Origin of the sequence: Neoroseomonas lacus, from assembly GCF_014644535.1 — a bacterium.
GTDB lineage: Bacteria > Pseudomonadota > Alphaproteobacteria > Acetobacterales > Acetobacteraceae > Neoroseomonas > Neoroseomonas lacus.
Genome location: NZ_BMKW01000009.1, coordinates 38800 through 65222, shown reverse-complemented (window position 1 = coordinate 65222; position 26423 = coordinate 38800). Strand labels below are relative to the sequence as shown.

The following is a 26423-nucleotide window of genomic DNA, read 5'->3' as shown; positions in this document are numbered from 1 at the left end:
GGTGTCCGTCATGAAGACCGGGCGGGGTGGCGGTTTATTCGCGACCGGAGCGAAGAATTCTCGCGCGGCCGCGCAATGACGCGCCGGCCCGTCTTGCCGATTGCCGCGAGAGGGGCAGGATGGCGCCCCGAAGGAGCCAGCCCATGACCCATGTCGTCCATCGCAACCTGCGCGAGGCGCCCGCCATCGCCGTCTCCGGCCGCGGCATCTGGCTGCGCGACGCCTCCGGGCATGAGGTGATCGACGGGTCGGGCGGGGCGGCCGTCGCCTGTCTTGGCCACGGGCATCCACATGTGGTCCAGGCGATGAAGGACCAGATTGACAAGCTGTGCTACGCGCATACCGCGCTGTTCACCGCCGAGAGCGCCGAACGCCTCGCCGATATGCTGGTCGGCCATGCGCCGGGCGGGCTGACCCATGCCTATTTCGTGTCGTCGGGTTCGGAGGGGATGGAATCCGCGCTGAAGATGGCCAGGCAATGGGCGCTCGAAGTTGGGCAGCCTTCGCGGACCAAGTTCATTGCGCGGCGGCAGTCGTATCACGGCAATACGCTGGGCGCGCTGGCGGCGGGCGGCAATGCGATGCGGCGCGCGCCCTATGCGCCGATCCTGTCGGATGCCTTCAGCCATGTCTCGCCCTGCTATGCCTATCGCGACCGGCGCGACGACGAGACCGACGCCGACTACGTGGCGCGGCTGGCGGAGGAGCTGGAAGGCGAATTCCAGCGCCTCGGGCCACACAACGTCATCGCCTTCTGCGCCGAGACGGTGGTGGGGGCGACGCTCGGCTGCGCCACCGCGCTGCCGGGGTATTTCCCGGCGATGAAGGCGGTGTGCGAACGTCATGGCGCGCTGCTGATCCTCGACGAGGTGATGTCGGGGATGGGGCGCACCGGCACGCTGCACGCCTGGGAACAGGAAGGGGTGACGCCCGACATCCAGGTGATCGCCAAGGGGCTCGGCGGCGGCTACCAGCCGATCGGCGGTATCCTGGTGCATGGCCGGGTGATGGAGGCGCTGACCAAGGGGTCGGGCACCTTCAAGCACGGCCACACCTACCAGGCGCATCCGGTCGCCTGCGCGGCGGCGCTGGCGGTGCAGGAAGTGATCCGCGACGAGAAGCTGCTCGACAATGTGAAGGCGATGGGCGCGCTGCTGGAACAAGGGCTGACCGAACGGCTCGGCAACCACGCCAATATCGGCGACATCCGCGGCCGCGGCCTGTTCTGGGCGATCGAGCTGGTGCGCGACCGCGCCAGCAAGGCGGTGTTCGACCCGGCGCTGGCGCTGAACGAGCGCATCAAGAAGGAAGCCTTTGACCGTGGCCTCGCCTGCTACCCGATGGGTGGCACCATCGACGGCAAGCATGGCGACCACGTGATCCTGGCGCCTCCCTATGTGGTGACGGAAGCGGAGATCGGGATGATCGTCGAGCGGTTCGGCGATGCGGTGGAAGCCGCCATCGCCGGGGTGTGACGGCCGTCACGACATAGCGGTTATCGATCGCGGTGGGCTGGATGCATGCCGCGAACGACGCCACCTTTGGCGGATAACAACGTCCTCATGCGGGGGAACGACCTTGCCCATCATCAATCGGATCGCTGATTTCCACCCCGAGCTGACGGCGACGCGCCGGGACATCCACGCCCATCCGGAACTCGGCTTCCAGGAGCAACGCACGTCGGAGATGGTAGCGCAGCAGCTGCAGGCCTGGGGGATCGAGGTGCATCGCGGCATCGCCGGCACCGGGCTGGTGGGCGTGCTGCGCAACGGGTCCTCGGGGCGCTCCATCGGCTTCCGCGCCGACATGGATTGCCTGCCGATGGAGGAGACCAACGATTTCACCTACCGCTCGACCAATGCGGGGAAGATGCATGCCTGCGGGCACGACGGGCACACCACCATGCTGCTCGGCGCCGCGCGGTATCTCGCGGAGACGAAGAATTTCGACGGCACCGTCCACTTCATTTTCCAGCCGGCGGAGGAAGGCGGCGGCGGCGGGCGGGTGATGGTCGAGGAAGGGCTGTTCGACCGCTTCCCCTGCGATGCCGTCTATGGGATGCACAACACGCCGGAACTGCCGCTGGGCGAGGCACGCATCGTCGCCGGTCCGGTGTTGGCGGCGGCCGACCGCATCAACATCACCGTGCATGGCAAGGGCGGGCATGCCTCGCGCCCGCAATCCTGCATCGACCCGGTGCTGGTCGGCGCGCATATCGTCGTCGCGGTGCAGTCGATCGTCTCGCGGTCGATGGATCCGCTGGACAGCGCGGTGATCAGCATCTGCCAGTTCCATGCGGGTTCGGCGGGCAATGTCATCCCGGAAGTGGCGGAATTGAATGGGACCGTGCGCACCTTCAAGCCGGAGGTGCAGGACATGGTCGAGGCGCGGCTGCACCAGATCGTGCGTGCCACCGCCGAGGCGCATGGCACCAGGGCCGAATTGTCCTTCCAGCGCGGCTATCCGCCCACCGTGAACCACGCCGCGCAGACCGAGCGCGCCGCGCTGGCCGCCGCCGCCGTGCTGGGCGAGGCGAAGGTGCTGCGCCATGCGCCGCCGCGCATGGGGGCGGAGGATTTCTCCTACATGCTGCTGGCGCGGCCGGGCTGCTTCATCGGCATCGGGCAGGGGGATGGCGGGCGGCATTCCGTGTCGCTGCACAACCCGCGCTACGACTTCAACGATGACCTGATCCCGCTGGGGTCGTCGCTGTTCGCCAGGCTGGCGGAACAGGAGATGCCGCGCTGACGTAGGCGCGGTTCGTTGGAGAGGGGCGCGGTCCCTCTCCGAGCCTCTCGCCGCCATTGTTCCTCACCTGTTGCCGGACACCTTGGACGGCCGGAACCGGGTGCAGGACATGAGAGATTGGGCGGGAGGACGACGCGCGCCAAACATGACGACCGCGAGAATCCGGGCCGTGCGGCCGCGGCATGGCGCCAAGCGGTTGATGTTGTTAATTTTAAGATTTTAGGATTTTAATCTCTTATCCAACCAAGCACGATGGACCGCCTTCGTAGATGTCGCTTGATATTCCCAACATACCGCGAACATTCAGGCGGTTCCAGCAGTTCGTCGGGAGGTGCGGTTTTTTTCCGGAACCTCAAGTCGCTTGTGGGAAAGCCGGCTCAGGACATTAGTCCTGGCCGCGGCACCGTGCACCAAGTATCGGTTTCCAAAGATCTCGGGCCTTTGGTGGGTGGCTTGGAGGTGCAAAGCCTCTCCGACCTTCTCCCTCACCCCCCGCCGCACGAACTACGCCGCAGCCCCCTCGGCGCCGCCGCCGCAGGGCCTTGTACCAGCGTCAACAGGCACGGCCCCTGACCGCGGGCGAAACGCCAGTCATTGCTGCCGGAATGCCCGCGAATGGGTGGTTCGGGAAACAGGGCGAGGGTCGGCGCGGTGCGGCGCCTGGCGGCCTCGCCCACCATCGCCGCGCGGGCGGCGGGGTCGGGGTCGTAGGGGTCATCGGTGAAGACAGCGACGGCCAGGCGCGGCCCGTCCTCGGGCAGCCCCGCCAGCAGGCGCCGGAAATCGTCGCTCGCGGCGGCCAGGTTGTTGGGGCGCGCGGCCTCGCCATGCGCTGCGGGGGCGAAGGCGAGGGCGGCGTGGACCGCGTCCGGGCGCTCGGCGGCGGCCATGATGGATTGCCAGCCTCCGCGCGACTGCCCGCCAAGCACGATGCGCCGATAGCCGGCCTCGCGCAGCAACGGCAGGCCGCGCAGCAGCGTGGACAGGGCGGTTGGCAATGTGTCGTCGGCCGGGTCGCGGTCGAAGCGCAGCACATCCCAGCCGGCATCGTTCAGCAGGGCCAGCACGCCGGGGAGGTTGCGCTGGCGATGGTCGGCGTTCGGGCCGCCATAGCCGTGCGACCAGATAACGACGCCCTCGGCCGCCGCGGGGCCGTGATGGAACATCAGCGGCGCGGCGCGGAAGGGGCCGATCCTGGCCTGCACCGGACGGAAGGCTGGGCCGGCGAGGTCCGTCACCGCACCGTCCTCGGCCACCATCCGGCATGGGTGGCCGGTGCCGAAGGCGGCGGCGGCGTCGCGGTCGCAGGCGGTCTGCAGGCGGGCGCGGGCGGTCTCGGCATCGGGTTGGCCACCGGCGAAGCGCCAGACCGACCGGCCGTCGGGCAGGGCGGCCAGGGCGAAGGCCGCGGGGGTCATGGCGCCGCGGTACATCAGCGTATAGCCGGTCACGGTGGAGACCCCGCGCGCCGGGCCGAGGGCGGCGACGGAGAACAGCGCGCGGTAGGCGGTGAAATCGGTATTGGGGTCCTGCGCCCGCGCCGGGCCGGCCAGCAGCACGGCGAGAAGCGCCAACCCTAGGAATCCGGCGCGCCAGCGCTTATGCATCCGTCTCCCTTTCGCCCCGCAAGGCACGAGACGCGCGCGCGCAATGAACGACAGCATCACATCCCCCGACAAGACCGCCCCCGAACCGGCGGCGCCGCGCTACAATTTCCGGGCGGCCGAACCGCGCTGGCAGCAGGCGTGGAACGACCGCGCCTGCTTCTCCGTGCCGGACGTGCCGCCCGACGGCGCACCGAAATACTACGTGCTGGAGATGTTTCCCTACCCCTCGGGCAAAATCCATATGGGGCATGTGCGGAACTATACGCTCGGCGACGTCGTCGCGCGGTACAAGCGGGCGCGCGGCCACCTGGTCATGCACCCGATGGGCTGGGACGCCTTCGGCCTGCCGGCCGAGAATGCGGCGCGCGAGCGCGGCACGCATCCGGCGAAGTGGACCTACGCCAACATCGCGAACATGCGCGACGAGTTGAAGCGCATGGGCCTGTCGCTGGAATGGTCGCGCGAATTCGCCACCTGCGACCCAGAATATTATGGGCAGCAGCAGAAGCTGTTGCTCGACTTCTGGAAGGCCGGGTTGGTCGAGCGTCGCGAATCCTGGGTGAACTGGGACCCGGTGGACAACACCGTGCTGGCGAATGAGCAGGTGATCGACGGGCGTGGCTGGCGATCCGGCGCGCAGGTCGAGAAGAAGAAGCTCGCCCAGTGGGTGCTGGCGATCACGAAATATGCGCCGGACCTGCTGGAGGCCTTGGGCGGGCTGGATCGCTGGCCCGAGCGCGTGAAGCTGATGCAGTCCAACTGGATCGGCCGTAGCGAGGGGGCGCGGGTGCGCTTCGCGCTGGCCAAGCCGGTGGACGGCACCGCCGAGGTCGAGGTGTTCACGACGCGGCCGGATACGCTGTTCGGCATGTCCTTCCTCGCCGTCGCGGCGGAGCATCCGCTGGCGGCCGCGGCGGCGGCGCGTGATGCCAAGGCCGCCGAATTCGTCGCCGAATGCCGCAGCATGGGCACTTCGGAAGCGGTGATCGAGCAGGCCGAGAAGAAGGGCTTCGACACCGGCTTCCGCGTGAAGCACCCCTTCACCGGCGCGGAATACCCGGTGTGGATCGCGAATTTTGTGCTGATGGAATATGGCACCGGCGCCATTTTCGGCTGCCCGGCGCATGACCAGCGCGACCTGGATTTCGCCCGCAAATACGGGCTGTCGGTCACGCCCGTTGTGCTGCCGAAGGGGGCGGATGCCGCGACCTTCGCGGTGGCCGACGAGGCCTTCACCGATGACGGCACGGCGTTTAATTCCGGCTTCCTCGACGGGCTGGATGTGGCGGCGGCCAAGCGCGGCGCGATCGATGCGCTGGAGAAGCAGGGTGCCGGCACCGGCGTGGTGAATTGGCGCCTGCGCGACTGGGGCGTTTCGCGCCAGCGCTATTGGGGTTGCCCGATCCCCTTCATCCATTGCGACGATTGCGGCGTGCAGCCGGTTCCCGATGCTGAGCTGCCGGTGCGGCTGCCGGAGGATGTGGATTTCTCAAAGCCCGGCAATCCGCTCGACCATCATCCGACGTGGAAGCACGTCGCATGCCCGAATTGCGGCAAGCCGGCGCGGCGCGAGACCGACACCTGCGATACGTTCGTTGATTCTTCATGGTATTTCGCGCGCTTCTGCTCGCCGCGCGCCGACGTGCCGGTGACCAAGGCGGCGGTCGATGCATGGCTGCCGGTGGACCAGTATATCGGCGGCATCGAGCACGCGATCCTGCACCTGCTGTATTCGCGCTTCTTCTCCCGCGCCATGAAGGCGACCGGGCATCTGACGGTCGAGGAGCCGTTCGCCGGGTTGTTCACCCAGGGGATGGTGCAGCACGAATCCTACAAGGGCGCCGATGGGCGCTGGCTGTATCCGGAGGAAGTCGATTTCTCCGTCACGGCCGAGGGCTTGCGCAGCGCGACGCTGAAGGGCGGCAACGAACCGGTGACGATCGGCCGCGTCGAGGCGATGTCGAAGTCGAAGCGCAACACCGTCGATCCCGGTGCGATCATCGCAAAATACGGGGCGGATACGGCGCGCTGGTTCATCCTCTCGGACAATCCGCCTGATCGCGACATGGAGTGGACGGAATCCGGCGTCGCCGGGGCGTATCGGTTCACCCAGCGGGTGTTCCGAATTGTGGATGAGATGCGCGCGGAGCTTCCTTCGCCGGAACTGGCGGCGACCATCCTTTCCAGCCCCGTAGCGGCAACAGATCGAGCGACGAAGGAACTTCGCCGCGCGACACATCGCGCGATAAAATCGGTCACCGAAGCGTTGGAGACCTTCGCCTTCAACGTTGCCGTTGCGCGCCTTTACGAGTTTGCCAATGCGATCGAGGCGGCACGCGCGCCATCTGGCCAATTCGACGCGGTCGCTCTTGGCGGGGCGAAGCGCGAGGCGCTGGAAACGCTGGCGCGGCTGTCGGCACCGATGATGCCGCATCTGGCTGAGGAAGCGTGGTCGCTGCTGTGCCCCGATCACGCCGATCTGGTGGCGCTGCTGCCCTGGCCCGAGGCCGACCTGGCGCTGCTGGTGGCCGAGAGCGTGACCCTCGCCGTTCAGGTGCTGGGCAAGCTGCGCGCGACCATCGAGGTGCCGGTGGGAGCCTCGGAGGAAAGCATCTTCGCCGCCGCCGAGGCGGAGGAGAATGTGCAGCGCGCCGTTGCCGGCAAGCCGATCCGAAAGCGCATCCATGTCCCCGGACGGGTGGTGAACCTTGTCGTCTAGACGCGCAATCCTCGCTTTGCCGGCGCTGGCGCTGGCCGGTTGCGGCTTCCGGCCGATGTACGGCCCGCAGCCGGAGGCCACGAGGGCCGGCCTGGAGACGGTCCGCGTCGGGCTGATCGCCGAGCGCAACGGGCAGTTGCTGCGCCGGCATCTGGAACAGCGGCTTGGCCGCGCCGGCGTGCCGGCGAAGTACGACCTGCGCGTCGGCCTCGCCTATGGCATCGAGGTGCAGGGCTTCGAGCGCGACGGCACGCCGAGCCGCGTGCGCATCACCGCGACGGCGAACTGGTTCCTCTACGACACCAACGCGCCGCCGCGCCTGGTCGGCACCGGCGTCGACCGTGCCTTCGACGCCTACAACGTGCCGGAGAACCAATTCTTCGCCTCCGACACCGCGCGCGAAGCGGCGGAGCGGCGGTTGATGGAGCAATTGGCGGACGACATCGTGCAGCGCCTGGCCGTGCGCTTCGAGGCCGGGCCGCCGCAGCCGGCCTGACGCCCTCCATGGCGAAGCTCGACGCGCGCCGCATCCATGCCTTCCTGACCGATCCGGGCGCGGCGCGGGTGGTGCTGATCTTCGGCGAGGATACCGGGTTGGTGCGCGAGCGGGGCGACATGCTGACCCGCGCCATCGCCGGGGACGATCCCTTCCGTTTGGTCGAATTGACGCGCGAGGCCGCGGCGAAGGACGCGACGCTGCTCGCCGCCGAGGCCGCGACGCCGGCGCTGACCGGCGGTCGGCGGCTGGTGCGCGTGCGCGATGCCACGGACGGGCTGGCGACTGCCGCCAAGGCCGTCCTGGCCGGGTCGGGTCCGGGTGTCGTGTTGCTCGAGGGCGGGTCGCTGGATGGCCGCAAGGGGCTGCGCGCGGCGTTGGAGAAGGCCGGGCCGGAAGCCGCGGTGATCGCCTGTTATCCGGAGACCGGCGCGGCGCTGGAGGCTTCGATCGTCGCGGTGCTGCGCGAGTATGGGGTGACGGCGGAACCTGGCGCCATCGCCTGGATGGCGCAGCGGCTGGGCGAGGACCGGCTGATCATGCGGCGCGAATGCGAGAAGGTGGCGCTGTATGTCGGCGCCTGCGGGCGGGTAGGCGAGGAAGATGCGCTCGCCTCGCTGTCCGAGGGGTCAACGCTCGACCTCGACGCCGCGCTGCTGGCGGCGACGGAAGGCGAGGCGGCGCGCGCGGACCGGGCGCTGGACGCGGCCTTCGCCGAAGGGGCGGCCGCGGTGCAGGTGGTGCGGCTGGCGATGCGGCATGTGCAGCGGCTGGAAGTGGCGGCGCTGGCGATGGCGAGCGGGGCTTCGGCCAAGGATGCGCTGGACGGGCTGCGGCCGCCGGTTTTCTTTAAGTCCCGACCGTCCTTTGAACGGGCGCTGCGGCTGTGGCGGCCGGAGATGCTGGCGGCCGCCGGGGCGGCGCTGCTGGAGGCGGAACGCGGCACTAAGACGACGGGGATTCCGGACGTGACAGTGGCGCGGGCGGCGGTGATGGGCCTGGCGCGGGAGGCGGTGCGGGCGAGGCGCGGGTGAGGCAGACCGGGCCTCGACCGCGGTTCACATCTCCGGGTCGAGCAGCCGCAATACGCCTTCAAGCTGGTCGAGGTCGCGGTAGTTGATCATCACTTGGCCGCCCTTGCCGGCGGTCTTGATGCCGACCTTCAGCCCAAGCCGTTCCGTCAGCCGCCGTTCGAGCGCCGCCGTGTCTGGGTCCTGTTTCGCGGCGCGCCGCGCGGTGGGGTCGCGTGGGGTGGCTGCGGCGAGGGCTTCCGTCTGGCGGACCGACAAGCCCCGCACCACGACGACGCCGGCAAGGCGTTCGGGGTCGTCGGCGCCGAGCAGGGCGCGGGCGTGGCCGGCGGACAGGGCGCCGCCGCGCAGCATGTCCCGCACGCGGGGCGGCAAGTTGAGCAGGCGCAGCGTGTTGGCGACATGGCTGCGCGACTTGCCGACCGCCTGGCCGAGGCCTTCCTGCTTCAGGCCGAATTCGCTGAGCAGGCGGGCATAGCCTTCGGCTTCCTCAAGCGCGTTGAGATCCTCGCGCTGGAGGTTCTCGACCAGGCCGGCGGCCATGGCGGCACGATCATCGAGGTCGCGGATGACAACCGGCACGTCGTGCAGCTTGGCCTGCTGGGCGGCACGCCAGCGGCGCTCGCCGCCGAGGATCTGGAACTTGCCCGCGCCGCCCGGCTTCGGGCGCACCAGGATGGGCTGCAGGATGCCGTGCTCGAGGATGGAGGCTGCGAGTTCCGCGAGCGCTGCCGGGTCGGGCGTAGAGCGTGCCTGGAAGGGGCTCGGTTCCAGCGCCTCGACGGGCAGCGTGCGCGGGGCGCCAGTGGGGGCGGTGACCGAGGGTGGGGCTTGGTTGTCGCCCATCAGGGCGGACAGGCCCATGCCGAGGCGGGTGGGCTTCTTCATGCGGCCGATTTCCTGGCGCGGCGTTCGCGCTTCAGCAGTTCCGAGGCGAGGTCGATATAGGCCTGCGCGCCGGCGGAGCGGTGGTCGTAGAGGATCACCGGCAGGCCATGCGAGGGCGCCTCGCTGATGCGGACGTTGCGCGGGATGACGGTGGCATAGACCTTGGCGCCGAAGAAGGCGCGCACATCAGCGGCGACGAGTTCCGACAGGTTGTTGCGCTTATCAAACATAGTCAGGACGATGCCTTCGAGTTCCAGCGCGGGATTCAGGGCACGCTTCACCCGTTCGACCGTGCGGGTGATCTGGGAGACGCCTTCCAGGGCAAAGAACTCGGTCTGCAGCGGCACTAGCACGGAGGTGGCGGCGACCAGGGCGTTGAGCGTCAGTAGGCCGAGCGAGGGCGGGCAGTCGATCAGGATGATTTCGGTGCCGGCCAATGCATCGGCCTGGGTGGTGAGCGCGTCGCGCAGGCGGCGTTCGCGGTTCTCGAGGCCGACTAGTTCGATTTCGGCACCGGCCAGTTCGGGGTCGGCTGGCAGCAGGGTCAGGTTGGGGATCTTGGTGGGGCGTAGCAGGTCGCGCAGCGGGCGTTCGCCGGTCAGCAATGCATAGGAGCCCGCACCGCGGTCCTGGCGGGAGATGCCGAGGCCGGTTGAGGCATTGCCCTGCGGGTCCATGTCGATCAGGAGCACGCGGCGCTTGGTGGCGAGCGCGGTACCGAGGTTGATGGCGGTCGTGGTTTTCCCGACGCCACCTTTCTGGTTGGCGAGGGCGATGATACGGGGGGGCGCACGGTTAGGCGTCGCGGACACGGCGGATCTCGCTCAGGCGGAGGATGGTGGCCTCGGGGTCCGTGCGGCTTTCGAACCGCTCGGGGGTGAAGTGCCAGTGTGCGGCAGCGCTCGTCAACTCCTGCTCGGCTGTGCGGCCTTTTGGCAGGATCGAGACGCCGCCCGGGGCGAGGAATTGCGCGGCGAATCCGAGCAGTATGTCGAGCGGGGCGAGGGCGCGTGCGGTCAGCGCGGCGAGCGGAGGCAGGCTGGCCTGTTCGATCCGCTTCGGATGCACCGTCACCCGCAACAATTTCAGCGTGCCGGCGGCTTCGATGAGGAAGGCGCATTTGCGGCGGTCGGATTCGACGAGGTGGATGTCGCGTTCCGGCAAGGCGGCGGCGATAACGATGCCGGGTAGGCCGCCGCCCGAACCGAGGTCGGCGATCGGGCCGTCGGCGGGCAGCAGCGGGACCAGTTGCAGGCTGTCGGCGATGTGACGCTGGTCGACCTCGGCCGCCGTCTTGCCAGCGACGAGGTTGATCGTCGCGTTCCAACGCAGCAGCAGGTCACGGAAGGTCGCGAGCCGCGCATCCCGTGCCGGGTCGGCGGGCAGCGGCGGTATCGGATGTTTCACGTGGAACGTGCCCCCTCCCGGCGCAGGGCCACGGCCAGGGCGGCGATCGCGGCCGGCGTGATGCCGGGCAGGCGCCCGGCCGAACCGAGCGTGGCCGGGCGGGCGGCGGAAAGGCGCTGGCGCATTTCGGAGGACAGGCCAGGCACGACGGTGAAGTCGAGGTTGTCCGGAATATGCATCCGCTCCTCGCGTTCGAGCAGGCGCATCTCGGCCTCCTGCCGCCGGAGATAGGGTGCGTAAAGCGCCTCGGCCTCCAATTGCGAGCGCAACGCCGGGGCCAGGTCGCGCAGCCACGGGAAGGCGGCATCCACCAGCGCAGGATCGATCCCGGGCAGGGCGAGTACCTCCAGCACGCTGCGCCGCTTGCCGTCCTGGTTCATGGCGATGCCGCCGGTGGCGAGGGCCGCCGGGGTTGCCGAGTCGCTCCGCGCCCGCGCGAGGGCGTCCGTGACAGCCGCGGCGAACGCCTGGTGCCGTGCCGCGCGCTCCGGGCCCACGCAGCCCCAGGCGATGCCCGTCTCAGTCAGCCGCAGCCCCGCATTGTCGGCACGCAGCACCAGCCGATGTTCCGCCCGCGCCGTCAGCATCCGGTACGGTTCGGACACACCCTGCAGCACCAGGTCATCCACGAGCACGCCGACATAGGCCTCGCCTCGCGTCAGCACGCGGTTGGCCGTACCGCCCGAGGCCCGCGCCGCCGCATTGAGCCCCGCCATCAGCCCCTGTGCGGCGGCTTCCTCATAGCCCGTCGTGCCGTTGATCTGCCCGGCCAGGAACAGTCGCGGCACCGACCGGACCTCCAGCGCCGGAGACAGCGCCCGTGGATCGACATGGTCGTATTCGATGGCGTAGCCGGGCCGCACAATGCGTGCGTTCCGCAGCCCTGGCATGGTAGCGATCATCGCTGCCTGCACATCCTCCGGCAGGCTGGTCGAGATGCCGTTCGGGTAGACAGTGTCGTCATCCAGGCCCTCAGGCTCCAGGAACACCTGGTGGCGCTCCCGCTCGGCAAAACGCACCACCTTGTCCTCAATGGACGGGCAATAGCGCGGGCCCACCCCCTGGATACGGCCGCCATAGACGGCGCTCTGATGCAGGTTCGCCCGGATCAGCGCGTGCGTCGCTGGCGTCGTCGAGGTGATGCCACAGACCACCTGGCGGTTTGTGATCCGTTCCGTCATCCATGACAGCGGCTCGGGCGGGTCATCACCCGGCTGGGCTTCCAACTCATCCCAGGCAATGGTCCGGCCATCCAGCCGCGGCGGCGTGCCGGTCTTCAGCCGCGCCAGAGGCAAGCCCAGGCGCTCGAACGCCAGCGCCAGGCCGACCGCCGGCGCATCGCCCACGCGGCCCGCCGGGATGCGCCGTTCGCCGATATGGATCTCGCCACGCAGGAAGGTGCCAGTCGTCACCACCAGTGCCCCGCAGGCGATGCGTCGCCCATCGCCGGTCAGCACGGCGGCGATGCCGCCATCGGCGGCGGTCTCGATCCCCTCGGCGGCGGCGGCCAGAATGGTCAGGCCGGGCTGCGCCTCCAGCAGGCCGCGTATGGCGGCTCGGTACAGCTTGCGGTCAGCCTGCGCCCGCGGGCCACGCACCGCCGGCCCCTTGGACCGGTTCAGCGTCTTCACGTGAATGGCGGCCGCATCGGCGGCACGGGCCATGATGCCGTCGAGCGCATCGACCTCGCGCACCAGGTGACCTTTACCGACCCCACCAATGGCGGGGTTGCAGGACATCTCGCCAATCGTCTCGATCTTGTGCGTCAGCAGCAGCGTGCGCGCGCCGCAGCGCGCTGCGCCGGCTGCGGCCTCGCAGCCGGCATGGCCGCCGCCGATGACAATGACGTCGAACATCTGGTTCATGAGGGTGGGTATAGGACAGGCAGCAAGGTCGGGGGAGAGAACTCCCTCGAACCCCCACCTTCTTTTGCGATTCTGCCCTCGGTGGAGGTCACTTGCCGATGCAGAAATCGCGGAAGACGACGTCCAGGATGGCTTCGACGCCGACTTGACCGGTCAGACGGCCAAGCGCCCGCAGCGCTGCGCGCAAAGCCTCCGAACCCAGTTCGGGAAGTGCCGCCGCTTCCGCCTCCGCCAACCAGGCGCTTGCTTCCGTCAGCGCGGCACGGTGGCGTGGGCGCGTCAGCAAGGCCGCGTCACCCGCCCCGGCCAGTCGCACCGCCGCGGCCGACAACGCGGCCCGCAGGGCATCCAGACCCTCCCCGCTACGGGCCGAGATCGCCAGCGGCACGACCCCACCAATCGTTGCCGGCGCCGATCGCAGATCCACCTTGTTCGCCACCACCAGAGCGGCGGGCGTCACCCAGGCCAGGGTCTCGGCATCCGGCGGGGCATCGGTGGCAAAGACCGCGAGCACCAGATCGGCCTCCTCCGCCCGTCGGTGCGCGCGCCGGATGCCTTCCTGTTCGATCTCGTCACCCGCCTCGCGCAGCCCGGCGGTGTCGGCCAGCGTGACCGGCACCCCGGCCAGGTCGAGCCGCACCTCGACCACATCGCGCGTGGTGCCCGCCCGTGCCGAGACGATCGCCGCCTCCCGCCCCACCAGCGCATTCAACAAGGACGACTTGCCCGCATTTGGGGCCCCGAGGATCGCGACCAGCACCCCTTCGCGCAGCCGTTCACCCCGACCGCCATCGGCGAGATGCTGCTCGATCTCGGCTCGCAGCGCGACCGCGCCGGCACGGGCCTGGTCACCGAGATCCGTCGGCAGGTCATCCTCGGCGAATTCGATTGCCGCTTCCTGATGAGCCAGAAGCCGCGTCAATCGCCCGGCCCAGGCGCCGGTCAGCGTCGCCAGCGCGCCGTCTACCTGGCGCAGAGCCTGGCGACGCTGTGCATCAGTCTCGGCGGCAACGAGGTCGGCAACGCCTTCGGCCGCCGTCAAATCCATCCGCCCGTTCAGGAAGGCGCGGCGGGTGAACTCACCCGGTTCGGCAGGCCGTGCGCCGAGCGCCGCCAGCGCCCCGGCCACAGCGGCGACCACCGCGGGCCCACCATGCAAGTGCAGTTCGGCGCTATCCTCTCCGGTGTAGGAATGCGGCCCTGGGAACCAAAGCACCAGCGCCTGGTCCAACACCTCGCCGGCTTCATCGCGCAGTCGGCGCAGACTGGCCATCCGCGACTTCGGCAGCCCGCCCGCCAGCGCCGCCAGCGCCATTCCCGCCGCGGGCCCCGACATGCGAAGCACCGCAATCGCCCCGCGCCCTCCCCCGCTCGCCAAAGCGAAGATCGTATCCGCCGTGTTCATCGCGCCGCGGCCGGCCATCGGCCGGACGTCCCGACAGAAGAAGGAGGGGGCCCGGGGAAGTTCTCTCCCCCGCACTTCTGTTCCACGTGAAACACCCTTGTCACCCCTTCGGCGGCGGCACGTCCTTCTCGGTCAACATCACGCGCCTGACCCGACCCCCTCCCACGACGTGCACCTGGAGGATCTCCTCGACATCCTCGACGCTGGTCGGCCGGTACCAGACCCCCTCGGGGTAGATCACCATGGCCGGCCCGAACTCGCACCGCTCCAGACAGCCGGCGGTGTTGACCCGGATATCCGGGATCTTCAGCTCCTTGGCGCGGGCTTTCATATAGTCCCGCAGCTTCTCCGACCCCCGTGCCGCACAGGAACCGCGCGGGTGGTTTTCGGCCCGGCGGTTGGTGCAGACAAAGATATGCGCGGCATAGAAGGGCGGCGGATCAGCTTCGGTCACGCGGTGGCCTCCGGGGTGGGCAGATCCTGCATGTAGCGGTGCGTCTCGCCTCCTCCAACCCGCCTATCGTCGCGCTTGACGGCCCCCGCTTGAGGGTGTCTGTCCCGACACAGCCATGCCTCAACTCTCCCTCCATACCCCGCTGGGGGACCTGACGCTGTCCGAGGAGGACGGCGCCATCGTCGCTCTCGATTGGGGCCGCGGCCGGGACCAGGAACCAACCCCCCTTCTGCTCCGCGCCCGCGACCAGTTGCAGGACTACTTCGACGGCACCCGGACAGCATTCGACCTGCCGCTTGCCCCCCACGGCACCGCCTTCCAACGCAAGGTCTGGGACGCGCTCTGCACCATCCCGGCCGGGCAGACACGGTCCTACCTCGATATCGCCCAGCAGGTCGGCTGCCGGGCGCCCCGCGCCATTGGTCAGGCCAATGGCGCCAACCCCATCCCGATCTTGATCCCCTGCCACCGTGTGGTCGCGGCCAATGGCGCGCTCGGCGGCTATTCGGGCGGCGAGGGAGCGGCTACCAAGCGTTACCTGCTCGACCTCGAGCGCACCGCGCCTGAGGCTGATACCCTTTTCATGGCCGCCGCCAGGCCGGCCCAGCGACGGAGTCGTTCGTAATGACCCACGCCATCCGTATCCATGAAACCGGCGGCCCCGAGAAGATGGTGTGGGACGATATCCCCCTTCCATCCCCCAAGCCCGGCGAGGCCCTCATCCGCCACAAGGCGGTCGGCCTGAACTTCATCGACGTCTATTTCCGCACCGGCCTCTACAAGGCGCCCTCCCTGCCCGCCATCATCGGCATGGAGGCCTCTGGCATCGTCGAGGCCGTCGGCGAGGGTGTCACTGAAGTCGCCGTCGGTGACCGCGTCGCCTACGCCACCGGCCCGATCGGCGCCTATGCTGAAGCGCGCTGCCTCAAGGCCGACCGCCTGGTGAGGATGCCCGACGCCATCGGTTTCGAGCAGGCCGCCGCGATGATGCTCCAGGGCATGACCGCCGCCTTCCTGATCAAGAAGTGCTACCCCGTGCAGCCCGGCCAGACCGTGCTGGTCCACGCCGCGGCCGGCGGCGTCGGCCTCATCATGTGCCAGTGGCTCAAGCATCTCGGCTGCACCGTTATCGGCGTCGTCGGCACCGAGGAGAAGGCCACCCTCGCGCGCGCCCATGGCGTCACCCACGCGCTGCTGACCACCGACGACGTCCCCGCCCGGGTCAAGGAAATCACCGGCGGCGCCATGCTGCCCGTCGTCTTCGACAGTGTGGGGCGTGACAGCTTCAACGTCTCGCTCGACTGCCTCGCCCCCTTCGGCATGCTCGTCTCCTACGGCAATGCCTCGGGGCCGGTGGCGGTGCCCGATCTTGGGATCCTGGCTGCGAAGGGGTCGCTCTATCTGACGCGGCCGACGCTCGCGACCTACACCGCAAAGCACGAAGACCTCATCGCCCGCGCCAACGATTTGTTCGAGGTGGTGAGCTCGGGCGCGGTGCAGATCCGGGTGAACCAGACCTTCGCACTGAAGGACGCCGCCGACGCGCATCGTGCGCTGGAAGCGCGCAAGACCACGGGCAGCACCGTCCTTATTCCGTGACTGCGCGGGGGAGAGAACTCCCCCGGACCCCCTCCTGTTCTTGTCTTTCGGCAGGACTGTCTGACGCGGTCGTCTCGCCCATCATGGCGAGGGCGCCACGCTATTCTGCCGCCTGGGCTATGGCGCCGCGGGCGCGCTCGAATTCCGGTGCCTGCGCCCACAATTCAGGCCGCAACTCCTCGGGGCGGTCGGGGAAGGCAAATGCGCAGATCAGCGTCACCGTCGCCACGCCCGCCAGCACCACCATTGCCACGGCCAGCGACCCGGTCGCTTCGTACAGGTAGCCCATCAACGGGGAGGCAACGGCCGCGCCGATGAAGCCGACCGTGAAGCGAATGGAATACAGTTTCGCCCGCAGTTCAGGCGCCACGTAGCGCGCGGTCATCGTCTCATTCACCGTCACCTGGCCGAACACACAGGCGGCGACCAGCCCGGCCACCGGCAGCACCAGCCAACCATCGAGGAAGGACAGTGCCAGCAGGCCGGGCACCACCGCCACGCCGAGCGGCAGGAACACCATCTTCAAGGTCCGGCTGTCGATCATCCGCCCGACGGTGAACTGCGTCAGCCCACCGCAGATCGTCGCCAGGAAGGCAAGCAGACCCACCACCGGCAGCAGATCCGGGCTATTGGCCAGCCGCTCCTGCATCAACTTCGGCAGCAGCAGCGTATAGGCGTTGAACACCAGGCCCGAGACAGCGGCGATAGCCATCAGGATCATCACCGCCCGGCGCACCACGGACCGCGGTATCTCCGGAAACGGCCGCGCGCCACCACCGGCCTTCACGGCGTCGAATTCCGGCTCCCGGCTGTAGAACAACCCAACAACGAAGCAGGCGATCCCCGGCAGGATGAACGCCCAGCGCCAGCCCAGCGTCGCGGCCACGAAGGCGGTCACGATCGGCGCCGTCGCCACGCCGAAATTGCCGAATACCCCGTTCAGCCCCATCGCCCGGCCGACCTTCTCGCCAGCCGCCTCAACCAGCACCGCCGTGCCAATCGGGTGATACACCGCCGCGAAGCAACCCATCAGCCCAAGTGCGACGCCGATCCCGATCGGACTGTGCATCAAGCCGGCCATTGCCATGAAGAAGCCGGTGCCGAGGAAGAACGCCGTCATCATCGCCCGCCGCCCGAACTTCGCGGCCAGCCAGCCCATCGGCAGCGCACCGAGACCGTAGGTGACGAACATCGCCGTACCTAGCGCCAGGACGGGCCCGAAATCCCCGCCGAATATCACTCGGTCCTGTGTCACCATCGCCAGCACGGCCGTGGCCAGGATCAGCAGGCAGTAATGTGTGAAGGTATGGGCGGTGTTGATGAACACCACCTGGCGCTGCGCCGGTGTCATCGCTTTTCCTCTCGCCGGGGCTTCCCCCCTGGCCTCGTCGGAGGCTAGCCTCGGCCGTATGGCAACGTCAGGCCAATTGATGTCGATGAACGGCCAAGCTCCAGCCCCGCGACGCGACATCCCGCATGACCGGGTGGACCGCCCCCTCGCCGCCTTCGCTCGCGACTACGCCGAAGGGGACGCCATCCCGCGCCACACCCATGAGCGTGCCCAGCTGCTCTACGCGACCGAGGGCATCATGCGCATCACCACCGATACCGAGCGCTACACCGTCCCGCCCGGTCGCGCGCTGTGGCTGCCAGGCGGCCTGCCTCATGCGGTCTCGGCGCCGCGCGGGCTCGCCATGCGCGCCCTGTTCGTCCGCGCCGATGCGGCGCATGGCCTGCCGCGCGGACCCTCTGCGCTGTCCGTCTCACCGCTGCTGCGGGAACTGATCCTTGCCGCGTGCGCCGAACCGCTGGAGTGGGACCAATCCGGCCGAGGGGGGCACCTCGCTGCCCTGATGCTTGAGGAAATCCGCCGTGCACCCCGGCTGGCGATCGCTGTCCCGCAGCCGCGCGACGCCCGCCTGCAGCGGCTGGCCGCTTCCCTTGGTGCCGACCCCGCCAGTACCCTGACACTCGATGATTGGGCCGCCCGCTGCGGCGCCAGCCCACGCACCCTGCGCCGCCTGTTCCATGCCGAGACTGGTATGGGCTTCGCCCGCTGGCGTCAGGCGCTGCGTCTGGCCGAGGCTGCCGCCCTGCTGGCCAGCGGCAGCACCCCGGCCCGCGCCGCCGCCGCCGTAGGCTATGCCAGCGCACCGGCTTTCGGTGCGGCGTTCCGGGCGGCGTTCGGCGGCACCCCCGGTGGCAAGGACGCCTCGAGCCGGGTCTGATCCGGGTAAGCCCGGGTGTTCCCCTGGCGGCCATATGCCCGCACCATGGCAGCGTGACTTCCGCTTTCCTTCCCGGCCTTCGTGAGGCCCTCGGTGCCGCCGGTGTCGCCATGGCGGCGACGTTCCTGGCCTTCGGCGCAGCGGTGCAGGAAGCCGGGCTGTCGCCGGGCTGGGCCTTGCTTGCCTGCTGGGGCATCTACGGCATGCCGGGGCAACTCGTGCTGGTTCAAGCGGCGGCCGCCGGCTGGGCGGGCGGCGTGGGTGCGGCGGTGATGGGTGCCGTCGCGGTCAATGCCCGGTTCCTGCCCATGGCGGTCTCGCTCGCGCCGATCCTGACCGCTGGGGATCGGCGCCGCTTGTTGCCTGCCGTGCCGTTCATTGCCGTTACTCCCTGGGCGGCCGCGATGCGGACCCTGCCGTCCATCGAGCGCTCGCTGCGGGTGAGGTGGTTCCTCGGCTTCGGCATGACCTCCTGGGTCGTGGCCGGCACGGCGGCGTTGTCCGGCTTCTACATCGCCGGCGCGCTAGGGGCTGAAGCCCGGGCCGCGCTGCTCTTCGTCAACCCGCTCTACTACGCACTGCTGCTGACCGCCGATCTCGACAAGGCGGCGCCGCGTCGCGCCGTGCTGTGCGGTGCCGCCGCTGCCGGGTTGGTGCTCGTGCTGCCACCCGCCATGGCCTTGCTCGCCGCCGGGTTGCTGGGCGGCTCGGTAGCATTCCTGCTGGGACGCGGCCGTGGCGTCGGCTGACCTTGCCCTATTGCTGACCGCACTGATCTGCCTGGGGCTGCGCCTGGCTGGTGTCTGGCTTGCCGGCGGGCTGTCGACCGAGCACCCAGCCATCGCCTGGGCAACCGCCGTCGCGCAGGCGACGCTGGCAGCCTTCGTCACCCTGGCCATCATCTCGCCAGCGGGTGCGCTTGCGGATGTACCCCTCGCGGCGCGACTGGCCGGGCTGGCGACCGGGGTCGTGGTGTGCCTGACCAAACGCCAATGGCTGCTGCCAGCCTTGCTCGCTGGCATCACGACCATGCTCATCGTGCGCGCCCTGGTGTGATACGAGCGGCGCGGGGCTCTGACTCATGCTGAGGCCGCGAATACGACCCGCCGGCAATCCGGCGCAGGCCAGGCAAACCGGAGCTTTGCGCAACGTGCCGCAGGCAGGTCTTCGGTGTAATGCATTCGAGCGCCCGATAAGGCGGTTACTAGCGGTCGAAGCACTCGGCCGTTGGTATCAGGCCCACTGTCCTCAGGCTGACCGCAGGATCCGCATCAATGCCGTGACGTGTTCGGGCGGCGTTTGCGGCACGATCCCATGGCCGAGATTGAAGATGTAGGGCCGCCCCCGCATCGCCGCGAGGATCGAACGGGTCTCCGCTTCCAGCGCGGCGCCCCCAGCCACCAGCGCCAGCGGGTCAAGGTTGCCCTGCAACGCCATGGTGGATGGCACCGCCTGAGCCGCCCAGCGAGGGTCCATGCCCGTGTCGATCGCCGTGGCATCCACCCCCGCCCGCGCGGCGTAATCAGCCAGCAGCGGCCCCGCGAGGCGCGGGAAGCCAATGATCGGAATGCCCGGGCAGCGTCGCCGCAGGCTGCGCGTGATGGAGGCGGTGGGTTCGATGACCCAGCGGCGGAACTGGCCCGGCGAGAGCATCCCTGCCCAGGAATCGAACAGCATCACCGCCTCGGCGCCCGCTTCGACCTGCGCGACCAGGTATTCGACCGTGGCATCCTGCAAGGTGCGGATCAGCCGCCCGAACAGCGCCGGGTCGGCATAGGCGAGCCCACGCGCGGCCGGGAATTCCTTGCTGCCCCGGCCTTCGAGCATGTAGCAGGCGACCGTGAAGCACCCGCCAGCGAAGCCGATCAGCGTGGTGCGCGGCGATTCCGTGGCCAGGCTTTCACGCACCCGCGCCACCGTCTCGAGAATGGGCGCGACGCGCGCCACGAGCGTCGCCGGGTCGAGGGCGGCGATCGCCTCGGCATCCCGCAGCGGTTCGAGCAGCGGTCCCTCACCTTCCGCGAAGCGCAGCGGCTGTCCTAGCGCCCAGGGCACCATCAGGATGTCGGAGAACAGGATCGCGCCTTCCATGCCGTAGCGGCGGATCGGCTGGAGGGTGACCTCTGCCGCCAGCGCCGGCGTGGTGCAGAGCGTGATGAAATCACCAGCCTTGGCACGCACCTCGCGATATTCCGGCAGGTAGCGGCCGGCCTGGCGCATCAGCCAGGCGGGCGGTGGCCACACGGCTTCGCCACTCAGGGCGCGCAGAAGGGGCTTGGCCGGTGACGGCGAGACATTGCGTTCCATACCGCGCCCTTAAACAAGGAATAAGGATTCTTTGATAGGTTGAGAGAGTAGTTGGGCCTGTGGAAGATGGGGACGCAATCCGCCCCGGCCCCATCCCGCGAACGGCCCACAGCCATGACCACCGTCGAGCCGAGCCCTGCTGCGCCTTCCGGCCTGTTTTCCACAGCCGGCACATCAGAGCCGCGCTTTCATACCGAGTCCGGCGGGGCTCGCGGCCCCGGTCGACTTATCCCCGCTGGTGCGACCGAAGCCGGATTCCATCCCCGCCATCCACAGTGATTCACGCTATCCTTCCACCGATGACGAACCGCCAGACCAATCTCCATCTCGTCTCGGATTCGACGGGCGAGACGCTCAACTCCATCGCCCGCGCCACCCTGGCGCGGTTCGATAACCATCACGTTATCCATCATCGCTGGTCGCTCGTGCGCTCGCGCCTCCAGCTCGACCGCGTGCTGGAGGGGATCGAGCATGAGCCCGGCCCTGTCCTGTACACGCTGGTCGATTCCAGCCTGCGCCTGGCGCTGGAGGAGACCTGCGGGCGGCTTGGCGTCACCTGCCTGTCGCCGCTCGATGCCATCATGGAATTGCTCCAGGGCACGCTGGGCGCGCGGGCGAAGGAGAAGCGCGCCGCCCAGCATGTGATGGATGCCGACTATTTCCGCCGCATCGATGCGATGCACTACGTGCTGTCCCATGATGACGGGCAGGGCACCCAGGGCATCAACAATGCCGATGTCGTGCTCGTCGGCGTGTCGCGGTCGTCCAAGACGCCGACCTGCTTCTATCTCGCCAATCGCGGCATCAAGGCGGCCAATGTCCCGCTGGTGCCCGGCGCCGCGCTGCCGGTGGCGTTGGAAAACCCGCCCTGTCCGGTCATCGGGCTGCATATCGACATGAATGCGCTGATCGACATCCGTCGCCATCGGTTGAAGATCATCGGAGCCGGCGGCGTGCGGCAGGATGCCACCGATTACATCGACCCAGATGCGGTCAAGGCGGAGATCATCGCGGCCAGGCGGCTGTGCACCTCGCGCGGTTGGCCGGTGATCGACGTGACCCGGCGCAGCATCGAGGAAACCGCGGCGACCATCCTGCAGCTGATGGAATCCTGGCATGCCCGGCGCAAGGACGCGGCGACGATCCATGCCCCGGAAGACCCGGCCGCTACGGTGCTGGGCAGCAAGGCTTGACCGGCTTTCAATCACCGACGCCCCGGCTGATATTGGCCTCGGCGTCGAGCGCGCGCCGCGCTGTGCTCGAAGCCGCCGGCCTGCGCTTCGAGGCCGCCGCCGCCGCGGTGGACGAGGCATCGATCAAGGAAGCGGCCCAGGCCGAGGCGATCCCCGCGGCCGATACCGCGCTGATGTTGGCTGATGCCAAAGCCGAGCGTATCGCGCGGCGTCATACCGAGGCGCTGGTCATCGGCTGCGATCAGTTGCTGGTGTCCGAGGCGGGGTGGTTCGACAAGCCGGTGGACCTGGCCGCTGCCAGGGCACAATTGCAGGCCTTGCGCGGACGCACCCATCAATTGGTCACGGCGATCGTCTGCCATCGGCACGGGCAGCGCATCTGGCAACATGTGGCGGTGCCGCGCCTGACCATGCGCGACGTCTCGGACAGCTTTCTGGACGTCTATCTGGCCGCGGAGGCGGCGGCGGTGACCCAGTCGGTGGGCGCCTATCGGATCGAGGGGCCGGGCGTGCAGCTGTTCAGCAAGGTGGAGGGGGAACACGCCGCCATTCTCGGCGTGCCGCTGCTGGCGCTACTGGGATTCCTGAGGCAGCACGGGGTGCTTTTGTCGTAGGGCGGCGGCGCCCGGATAGACCCGGTGCGGTGCGCGAAGGGTCGTCATTGGCGGGGCAATGACCCATACGCGCGGAGGTTTCGCGGTGAAGCGGTGGGAACCGGAGAGGGCTTTGCCCCCTCCGGACCTTCCCCCAACAAAGGCCCGCGGCCTTTGGAAACCGATACTTGGCGCTGGGCGAGCCGGGAGTTACTCCGAGTTGAGCACGCGCCATGCCCGACATCCGGCGACTTGCCGAGCATTGTGCCCGAGCGACTTCATTCTTGTTGGCAGGGCAGCCGCGCCCGGCACCAATTCGAGGTGTCCAGAGGCCCTTAGGCCTTTGGCGGGGTGAGGTCCGGAGAGGGGCAGAGACCCTCTCCGGCGACCTCCGGATCATCCTCCGCCATCGGAATCGCCAGATACGCCAGCACCCGCGCCTCCAGCCTTCCGCGTGACACGGTGTCGAGGATCAGCCCGCACACCATCGACAAGGCGGCGAGGATGGCGAGTCCGGTCGCTAACAGGGCCGTCGGAAAGCGCGGTACCAGGCCGGTTTCGACATAGGTCGCCACCAGCGGCACGGCGAGCAGGATCGCCAGCACCAATAGTGCCGCGCCGCTGGAGGCAAAGAACGCCAGCGGCCGTTCGCGCTGCACCAGCAGCAGGATGGTGCGCAGGATACGCATGCCGTCGCGCCAGGTGTTCAGCTTGCTGACCGAACCGACGGGTCGTTCCTGGTATCGCGTGCGGACCTCGCCCAGTGGCAGGCGCAGCTCCAGCGCATGGACGGTGAATTCGGTCTCGGTCTCGAAGCCTGAGGCGAGTGCCGGGAAGGATTTCACGAAGCGGCGGGAGAAGACGCGATAGCCCGACAGCATGTCGCTGACGCGATCGCCGAAGATCCGCCGCACCATGCCGGTCAGGACACGGTTGCCGAAGCGATGGCCCGGACGATAGGCGAGACCTGCCTCGGCATCGGTGACGCGGACGGCGGTCACCATGTCGAGCCGATCGGTGAGCAGAAGGCGTACCATTTCGGAGGCGGCGGTGGCGTCGTAGGTGTCGTCGCCATCGACCAGCACATAGGCTTCGGCCTCGATGTCGGCGAACATGCGGCGGACGACATTGCCCTTGCCCTGTAGGGTCTCGCGGCGAACCACGGCGCCGGCGGCGGCGGCGACCTCCCGCGTGCGGTCGGTGGAATTGTTGTCGTAGACATAGATGGTCGCGCCCGGCAGCGCCTCGCGGAAGGCGGCGATCACCAGCGGCACGGCGACTTCTTCATTGTAGCAAGGGATGAGTACGGCGATGCGGCGTCGCGCCCCCGTCCTGCCGCCTGAATCCTGCGCCGCTGCCATGCTCGTCTATCCACTGACCACTGACGGTATCACTGCCCGATACAACGCGCTTCGGCCAGAACCACGTCGCCATGCAACCGCACAAGCCTGTCCGCCGGTAGGGTGAAGCGGAACGAACCGTCCGGTTGGCGTTCGGCGGCAGGTGTCGCATCGAGCCGTTCGACGCCCAGGGCGACCACCATCGCTTGCCGGCATTCGGCACCGAAGTCGAGCAATGCATTGCCAGTCGCGCGCAAACCGCGCCGACCTGCGCTGACGAGGCCAGGACCGGCCGCCTCGCAAAGTCGCCGTGCGGGGCCGGCGTGGCGCAGTGCGGGCGCGGGTTCAGAGCGCCCGTCCCGCGACAAGGGACACACCAGCGGGCCCGTGCCGGCAGCGGACCAGTTGGTGCAGATGCGCCGACAGCCCTCCATCGCCGGCGACAGGCCGAGCGGTGCCAGCATGTCGAGGCCCTGCCCGTCGCCTGGGGCCACGGCATAGAGCGGTGCCGATCCCGCCAGCAACGCGGCGAGGGCGGCGCGATCGCGTGGGCCGCCGACCTCGGCGAGGCCGGTCAGGCTCCACAGCCCCGTTTCCGGCGACAGGCCAGGGGCGAGGAAGGCCGTCGGCTTGCGGGTGCCGAGCACAGTGGCGCCGGAGGCAAGGACGGGCCAATCCACGGCCAGGTATCGATCGGTGAGCGGCGCGCGCAGGGCCGGCACGGGCTTGGTGAGCGGGAAGGCGGCCAGGACGGCGACGGGAGCGGCGATAGTTGCGACGCGAACCGGCAAGGCAGTCAGCGCCGCGATCAGCAGCGCCGGGGCCAGCGCCTCGAAGACAAAGGCGTAGCGGTAGATCGAGAACATCGGCAGCCACAGCGCGTAGCCCAGCAGCAGGAAGGCGGCGACCGGCAGCGTCGCGCGCCGTGCCGGGGCGCCGCGCAGGAAGGGCAGCAGCAGCGCGGCAATCAGCCCGGCGGCCACGCGCGGGTCGCGCATGCGTTCCTCGGTGACGCGCGGCAGGTCCGACACGGCCCAGAGGAAGGGGCGGATCACGGCCTCGGTCAGGGTGGCGGGCATGAATTGCAGGTCGCGGCCGGCGCGGGGGATGCCCTCGCCGGCGTCGAAGAGGTCATTGAAATAGGGGAAGATCGGATTGCCGGTGGCAGCGGCGAGATGCGCCGCCCACCAGCCGCCCGTCAGCACCATCCCGGCGAGACCGCCGGCCGTACAGGCCAGCAGGGCGAGAGGCAGGCGCCGGTCCAGACCGATCGTCGCAACGACCATGGCCGCAATGGCGGGCGCGAAGGGCGCGTTGGTCAGTTTCAGCCCGATCGCGGCACCACAGGCCAGCCCCGCCCAGGCGGCCGCGCGCCATGCAGGCCCAGCCGGCGGTCGCAGCAGCGCTAGCACGCCGAGCAGCACCAAGCCGCCGGTGACGACGTCGCCCGAGGTGGTGCCGATCTGGCTGCGGAACACCGCGCCGCCGGCCGTCCCGACCGTTGCAAGCAACGCCAGGGTTTCGGCCCGCGGCGCATCGGCCAGCATGTGCCGCGCGCAGCGCCAGGCAGCCCAGAGCACCGCCCCGGCCGGCACCCCCATCAGGAAGGCGACGAGGCGTGGCCAGTCGTTCAGCTTAAACAACAACCATCCGAAGGGGATGTCGGGCAAGGGATTGTGGAAGCCCTGCATGCCCGCAGGCAGCATGTCGAGCGGGCGCGGCACCAGCAGCCGCCAGGGCACGTAGACATGGTAGTTCTGCGCGTCCCAGCCGCGATCCGCGCCCATCACCATCGAGGCGATACCGCAACCGAGCATCAGCAGCGCCAGGACTGGCGAGCCTGACCAGGCACGCAGCGCCGCCATGGCGGTGTCCAGCTGGCGCGCGAAGGGCATCAGCCGCGCCCGAACGCGACGGTGAGGTTGTTCGCCGGCATCTCGATGACCGTGGGTGGGCCGAAGCCGCATGCCGCCGCCAGCGCGGCGACGGTTTCGAGGTCCCGCACGCCCCAGGCCGGGTCCCGGGCGCGCAGATCGTCATCGAAGGCGGCGTTGGAGGAGGCGGTATGGACCCCGCCGCGGCGGAACGGGCCATAGAGGATCAGCGGCGCGCCGGGCGGCAGGACCGCTGCCGCGCCGCGGAGCAACCCCTCGGTCGCCGACCAGGGGGCGATGTGGATCATGTTGATGCAGACCACCGCATCGGCGGTGGCGATCGGCCAGCCCGGCGTGGCGGCGTCGAGGGCCATGGCGGGGCGGATATTGGCGAGGCCGGAGGCCGCGACCCAGGCGTCGATGCTCGCCCGCGCCTCGGGTTGCGGGTCGCTGGGCTGGAAGGTCAGCCCGGGCATGGCGGCGGCGAAATGGACGGCGTGCTCGCCGGAGCCGCTGGCGATTTCGAGCACCAGGCCGGCCTCGGGCAGCAGCGGGCGGATGGCGGCCAGCAGCGGGTCACGATTGCGCGCCACGGCGGGGGCGAAGCGGCGGGGGTCGGGTGCGGTCATCCGGCAGGCATCCCGCGATGCGCGCGGGCTGGCAAGTCGG

24 protein-coding genes are annotated in these 26423 nt (G+C 69.2%); 12 read left to right on the top strand and 12 right to left on the bottom strand.

The genetic code is table 11. From position 1 onward, the window contains the following. Window positions 1-143 precede the first annotated feature (143 nt). Together IEY36_RS18095 and IEY36_RS18090 are read left to right on the top strand one after the other, a co-directional pair. Window positions 144-1475, top strand: coding sequence for an aspartate aminotransferase family protein (locus IEY36_RS18095; protein WP_229681405.1), 1332 nt, complete (start codon window positions 144-146; stop codon window positions 1473-1475). Between the two features lie 103 nt (window positions 1476-1578). After that, window positions 1579-2748 (top strand): M20 aminoacylase family protein, encoded by a 1170-nt coding sequence (locus tag IEY36_RS18090; protein WP_188969261.1) that lies wholly within the window; start codon window positions 1579-1581, stop codon window positions 2746-2748. A gap of 485 nt (window positions 2749-3233) precedes the next feature. Here the strand turns inward: IEY36_RS18090 and IEY36_RS18085 are convergent, their stop codons facing one another. Then, window positions 3234-4355 (bottom strand): alpha/beta fold hydrolase, encoded by a 1122-nt coding sequence (locus IEY36_RS18085; RefSeq protein ID WP_188969259.1) that lies wholly within the window; start codon window positions 4353-4355, stop codon window positions 3234-3236. Window positions 4356-4398: 43 nt separating this feature from the next. Here IEY36_RS18085 and leuS point away from each other — a divergent pair, with 43 nt between their 5' ends. From leuS to holA, 3 genes are read left to right on the top strand one after another with little or no spacing between them, the layout of a single operon-like run. Beyond that, the gene (gene leuS, locus IEY36_RS18080) at window positions 4399-7074 is read left to right on the top strand and encodes a leucine--tRNA ligase (protein ID WP_188969257.1); all 2676 of its coding nucleotides are present in this window, start codon (window positions 4399-4401) and stop codon (window positions 7072-7074) included. After that, entirely contained in the window at window positions 7064-7570 is a 507-nt protein-coding gene (gene lptE, locus IEY36_RS18075; protein ID WP_188969255.1) for an LPS assembly lipoprotein LptE, read from the top strand. Before leuS ends, lptE begins: the two co-directional genes overlap by 11 nt. Window positions 7571-7578: 8 nt before the next feature. Further along, the gene (holA, locus tag IEY36_RS18070) at window positions 7579-8604 is read left to right on the top strand and encodes a DNA polymerase III subunit delta (protein ID WP_188969253.1); all 1026 of its coding nucleotides are present in this window, start codon (window positions 7579-7581) and stop codon (window positions 8602-8604) included. Window positions 8605-8628: 24 nt separating this feature from the next. Here the strand turns inward: holA and IEY36_RS18065 are convergent, their stop codons facing one another. The 6 genes from IEY36_RS18065 to IEY36_RS18040 all read right to left on the bottom strand — a co-directional run bounded on the left by IEY36_RS18065 (window position 8629) and on the right by IEY36_RS18040 (window position 14620). Further along, window positions 8629-9489: a ParB/RepB/Spo0J family partition protein gene (locus IEY36_RS18065; RefSeq protein WP_229681404.1), complete on the bottom strand. Its 861-nt coding sequence runs from the start codon at window positions 9487-9489 to the stop codon at window positions 8629-8631. Next, window positions 9486-10301, bottom strand: a complete 816-nt coding sequence (locus IEY36_RS18060; RefSeq protein ID WP_188969251.1) for a ParA family protein — start codon at window positions 10299-10301, stop codon at window positions 9486-9488. The genes IEY36_RS18065 and IEY36_RS18060 overlap by 4 nt, the downstream gene beginning before the upstream one ends. Next, a complete protein-coding gene (rsmG, locus tag IEY36_RS18055; protein ID WP_229681403.1) occupies window positions 10285-10896 on the bottom strand; it encodes a 16S rRNA (guanine(527)-N(7))-methyltransferase RsmG in 612 nt (203 codons plus the stop codon). Before rsmG ends, IEY36_RS18060 begins: the two co-directional genes overlap by 17 nt. Continuing rightward, a complete protein-coding gene (gene mnmG, locus IEY36_RS18050) occupies window positions 10893-12761 on the bottom strand; it encodes a tRNA uridine-5-carboxymethylaminomethyl(34) synthesis enzyme MnmG (RefSeq protein ID WP_188969249.1) in 1869 nt (622 codons plus the stop codon). The genes rsmG and mnmG overlap by 4 nt, the downstream gene beginning before the upstream one ends. A gap of 88 nt (window positions 12762-12849) precedes the next feature. Next, a complete protein-coding gene (mnmE, locus tag IEY36_RS18045) occupies window positions 12850-14166 on the bottom strand; it encodes a tRNA uridine-5-carboxymethylaminomethyl(34) synthesis GTPase MnmE (RefSeq protein ID WP_188969745.1) in 1317 nt (438 codons plus the stop codon). 100 nt (window positions 14167-14266) lie between these two features. After that, a complete protein-coding gene (locus IEY36_RS18040; RefSeq protein WP_188969247.1) occupies window positions 14267-14620 on the bottom strand; it encodes a (2Fe-2S) ferredoxin domain-containing protein in 354 nt (117 codons plus the stop codon). Window positions 14621-14735: 115 nt separating this feature from the next. Here IEY36_RS18040 and IEY36_RS18035 point away from each other — a divergent pair, with 115 nt between their 5' ends. Together IEY36_RS18035 and IEY36_RS18030 are read left to right on the top strand one after the other, a co-directional pair. Continuing rightward, window positions 14736-15245 carry a methylated-DNA--[protein]-cysteine S-methyltransferase gene (locus tag IEY36_RS18035; protein WP_188969245.1) on the top strand — a complete coding sequence of 170 codons (510 nt, stop codon included), beginning with the start codon at window positions 14736-14738 and terminating at the stop codon, window positions 15243-15245. Next, window positions 15245-16219: a quinone oxidoreductase family protein gene (locus tag IEY36_RS18030; protein ID WP_188969243.1), complete on the top strand. Its 975-nt coding sequence runs from the start codon at window positions 15245-15247 to the stop codon at window positions 16217-16219. Before IEY36_RS18035 ends, IEY36_RS18030 begins: the two co-directional genes overlap by 1 nt. A gap of 100 nt (window positions 16220-16319) precedes the next feature. Here IEY36_RS18030 and IEY36_RS18025 read toward each other — a convergent pair whose 3' ends face one another. Further along, window positions 16320-17570 (bottom strand): MFS transporter, encoded by a 1251-nt coding sequence (locus IEY36_RS18025; protein WP_188969241.1) that lies wholly within the window; start codon window positions 17568-17570, stop codon window positions 16320-16322. 85 nt (window positions 17571-17655) lie between these two features. Here IEY36_RS18025 and IEY36_RS18020 point away from each other — a divergent pair, with 85 nt between their 5' ends. From IEY36_RS18020 to IEY36_RS18010, 3 genes are all read left to right on the top strand, one after another. After that, on the top strand, window positions 17656-18447 hold the full coding sequence (locus IEY36_RS18020; protein ID WP_229681401.1) for an AraC family transcriptional regulator: 792 nt from the start codon (window positions 17656-17658) through the stop codon (window positions 18445-18447). 110 nt (window positions 18448-18557) lie between these two features. Continuing rightward, window positions 18558-19196, top strand: coding sequence for an AzlC family ABC transporter permease (locus tag IEY36_RS18015; RefSeq protein WP_229681400.1), 639 nt, complete (start codon window positions 18558-18560; stop codon window positions 19194-19196). Then, window positions 19183-19503, top strand: coding sequence for an AzlD domain-containing protein (locus IEY36_RS18010; RefSeq protein ID WP_188969235.1), 321 nt, complete (start codon window positions 19183-19185; stop codon window positions 19501-19503). Before IEY36_RS18015 ends, IEY36_RS18010 begins: the two co-directional genes overlap by 14 nt. Before the next feature lie 192 nt (window positions 19504-19695). On the opposite strand, the gene hemE is transcribed toward IEY36_RS18010, so the two are convergent. Continuing rightward, window positions 19696-20754, bottom strand: coding sequence for a uroporphyrinogen decarboxylase (gene hemE, locus IEY36_RS18005; RefSeq protein WP_188969233.1), 1059 nt, complete (start codon window positions 20752-20754; stop codon window positions 19696-19698). A gap of 299 nt (window positions 20755-21053) precedes the next feature. Between hemE and IEY36_RS18000 the strand changes: the two genes are divergently transcribed. Then, the gene (locus IEY36_RS18000; RefSeq protein WP_188969231.1) at window positions 21054-21947 is read left to right on the top strand and encodes a pyruvate, water dikinase regulatory protein; all 894 of its coding nucleotides are present in this window, start codon (window positions 21054-21056) and stop codon (window positions 21945-21947) included. Further along, window positions 21944-22561: a Maf family protein gene (locus IEY36_RS17995; protein WP_188969229.1), complete on the top strand. Its 618-nt coding sequence runs from the start codon at window positions 21944-21946 to the stop codon at window positions 22559-22561. The genes IEY36_RS18000 and IEY36_RS17995 overlap by 4 nt, the downstream gene beginning before the upstream one ends. A 314-nt stretch (window positions 22562-22875) precedes the next feature. Here the strand turns inward: IEY36_RS17995 and IEY36_RS17990 are convergent, their stop codons facing one another. The 3 genes from IEY36_RS17990 to IEY36_RS17980 are packed head-to-tail and all read right to left on the bottom strand — an operon-like array spanning window position 22876 to window position 26383. Then, the gene (locus IEY36_RS17990) at window positions 22876-23901 is read right to left on the bottom strand and encodes a glycosyltransferase family 2 protein (RefSeq protein WP_188969227.1); all 1026 of its coding nucleotides are present in this window, start codon (window positions 23899-23901) and stop codon (window positions 22876-22878) included. Between the two features lie 29 nt (window positions 23902-23930). Continuing rightward, entirely contained in the window at window positions 23931-25775 is a 1845-nt protein-coding gene (locus tag IEY36_RS17985; RefSeq protein WP_188969225.1) for a hypothetical protein, read from the bottom strand. After that, entirely contained in the window at window positions 25775-26383 is a 609-nt protein-coding gene (locus IEY36_RS17980) for a DUF938 domain-containing protein (protein ID WP_188969223.1), read from the bottom strand. The genes IEY36_RS17985 and IEY36_RS17980 overlap by 1 nt, the downstream gene beginning before the upstream one ends. Window positions 26384-26423: the final 40 nt, after the last annotated feature.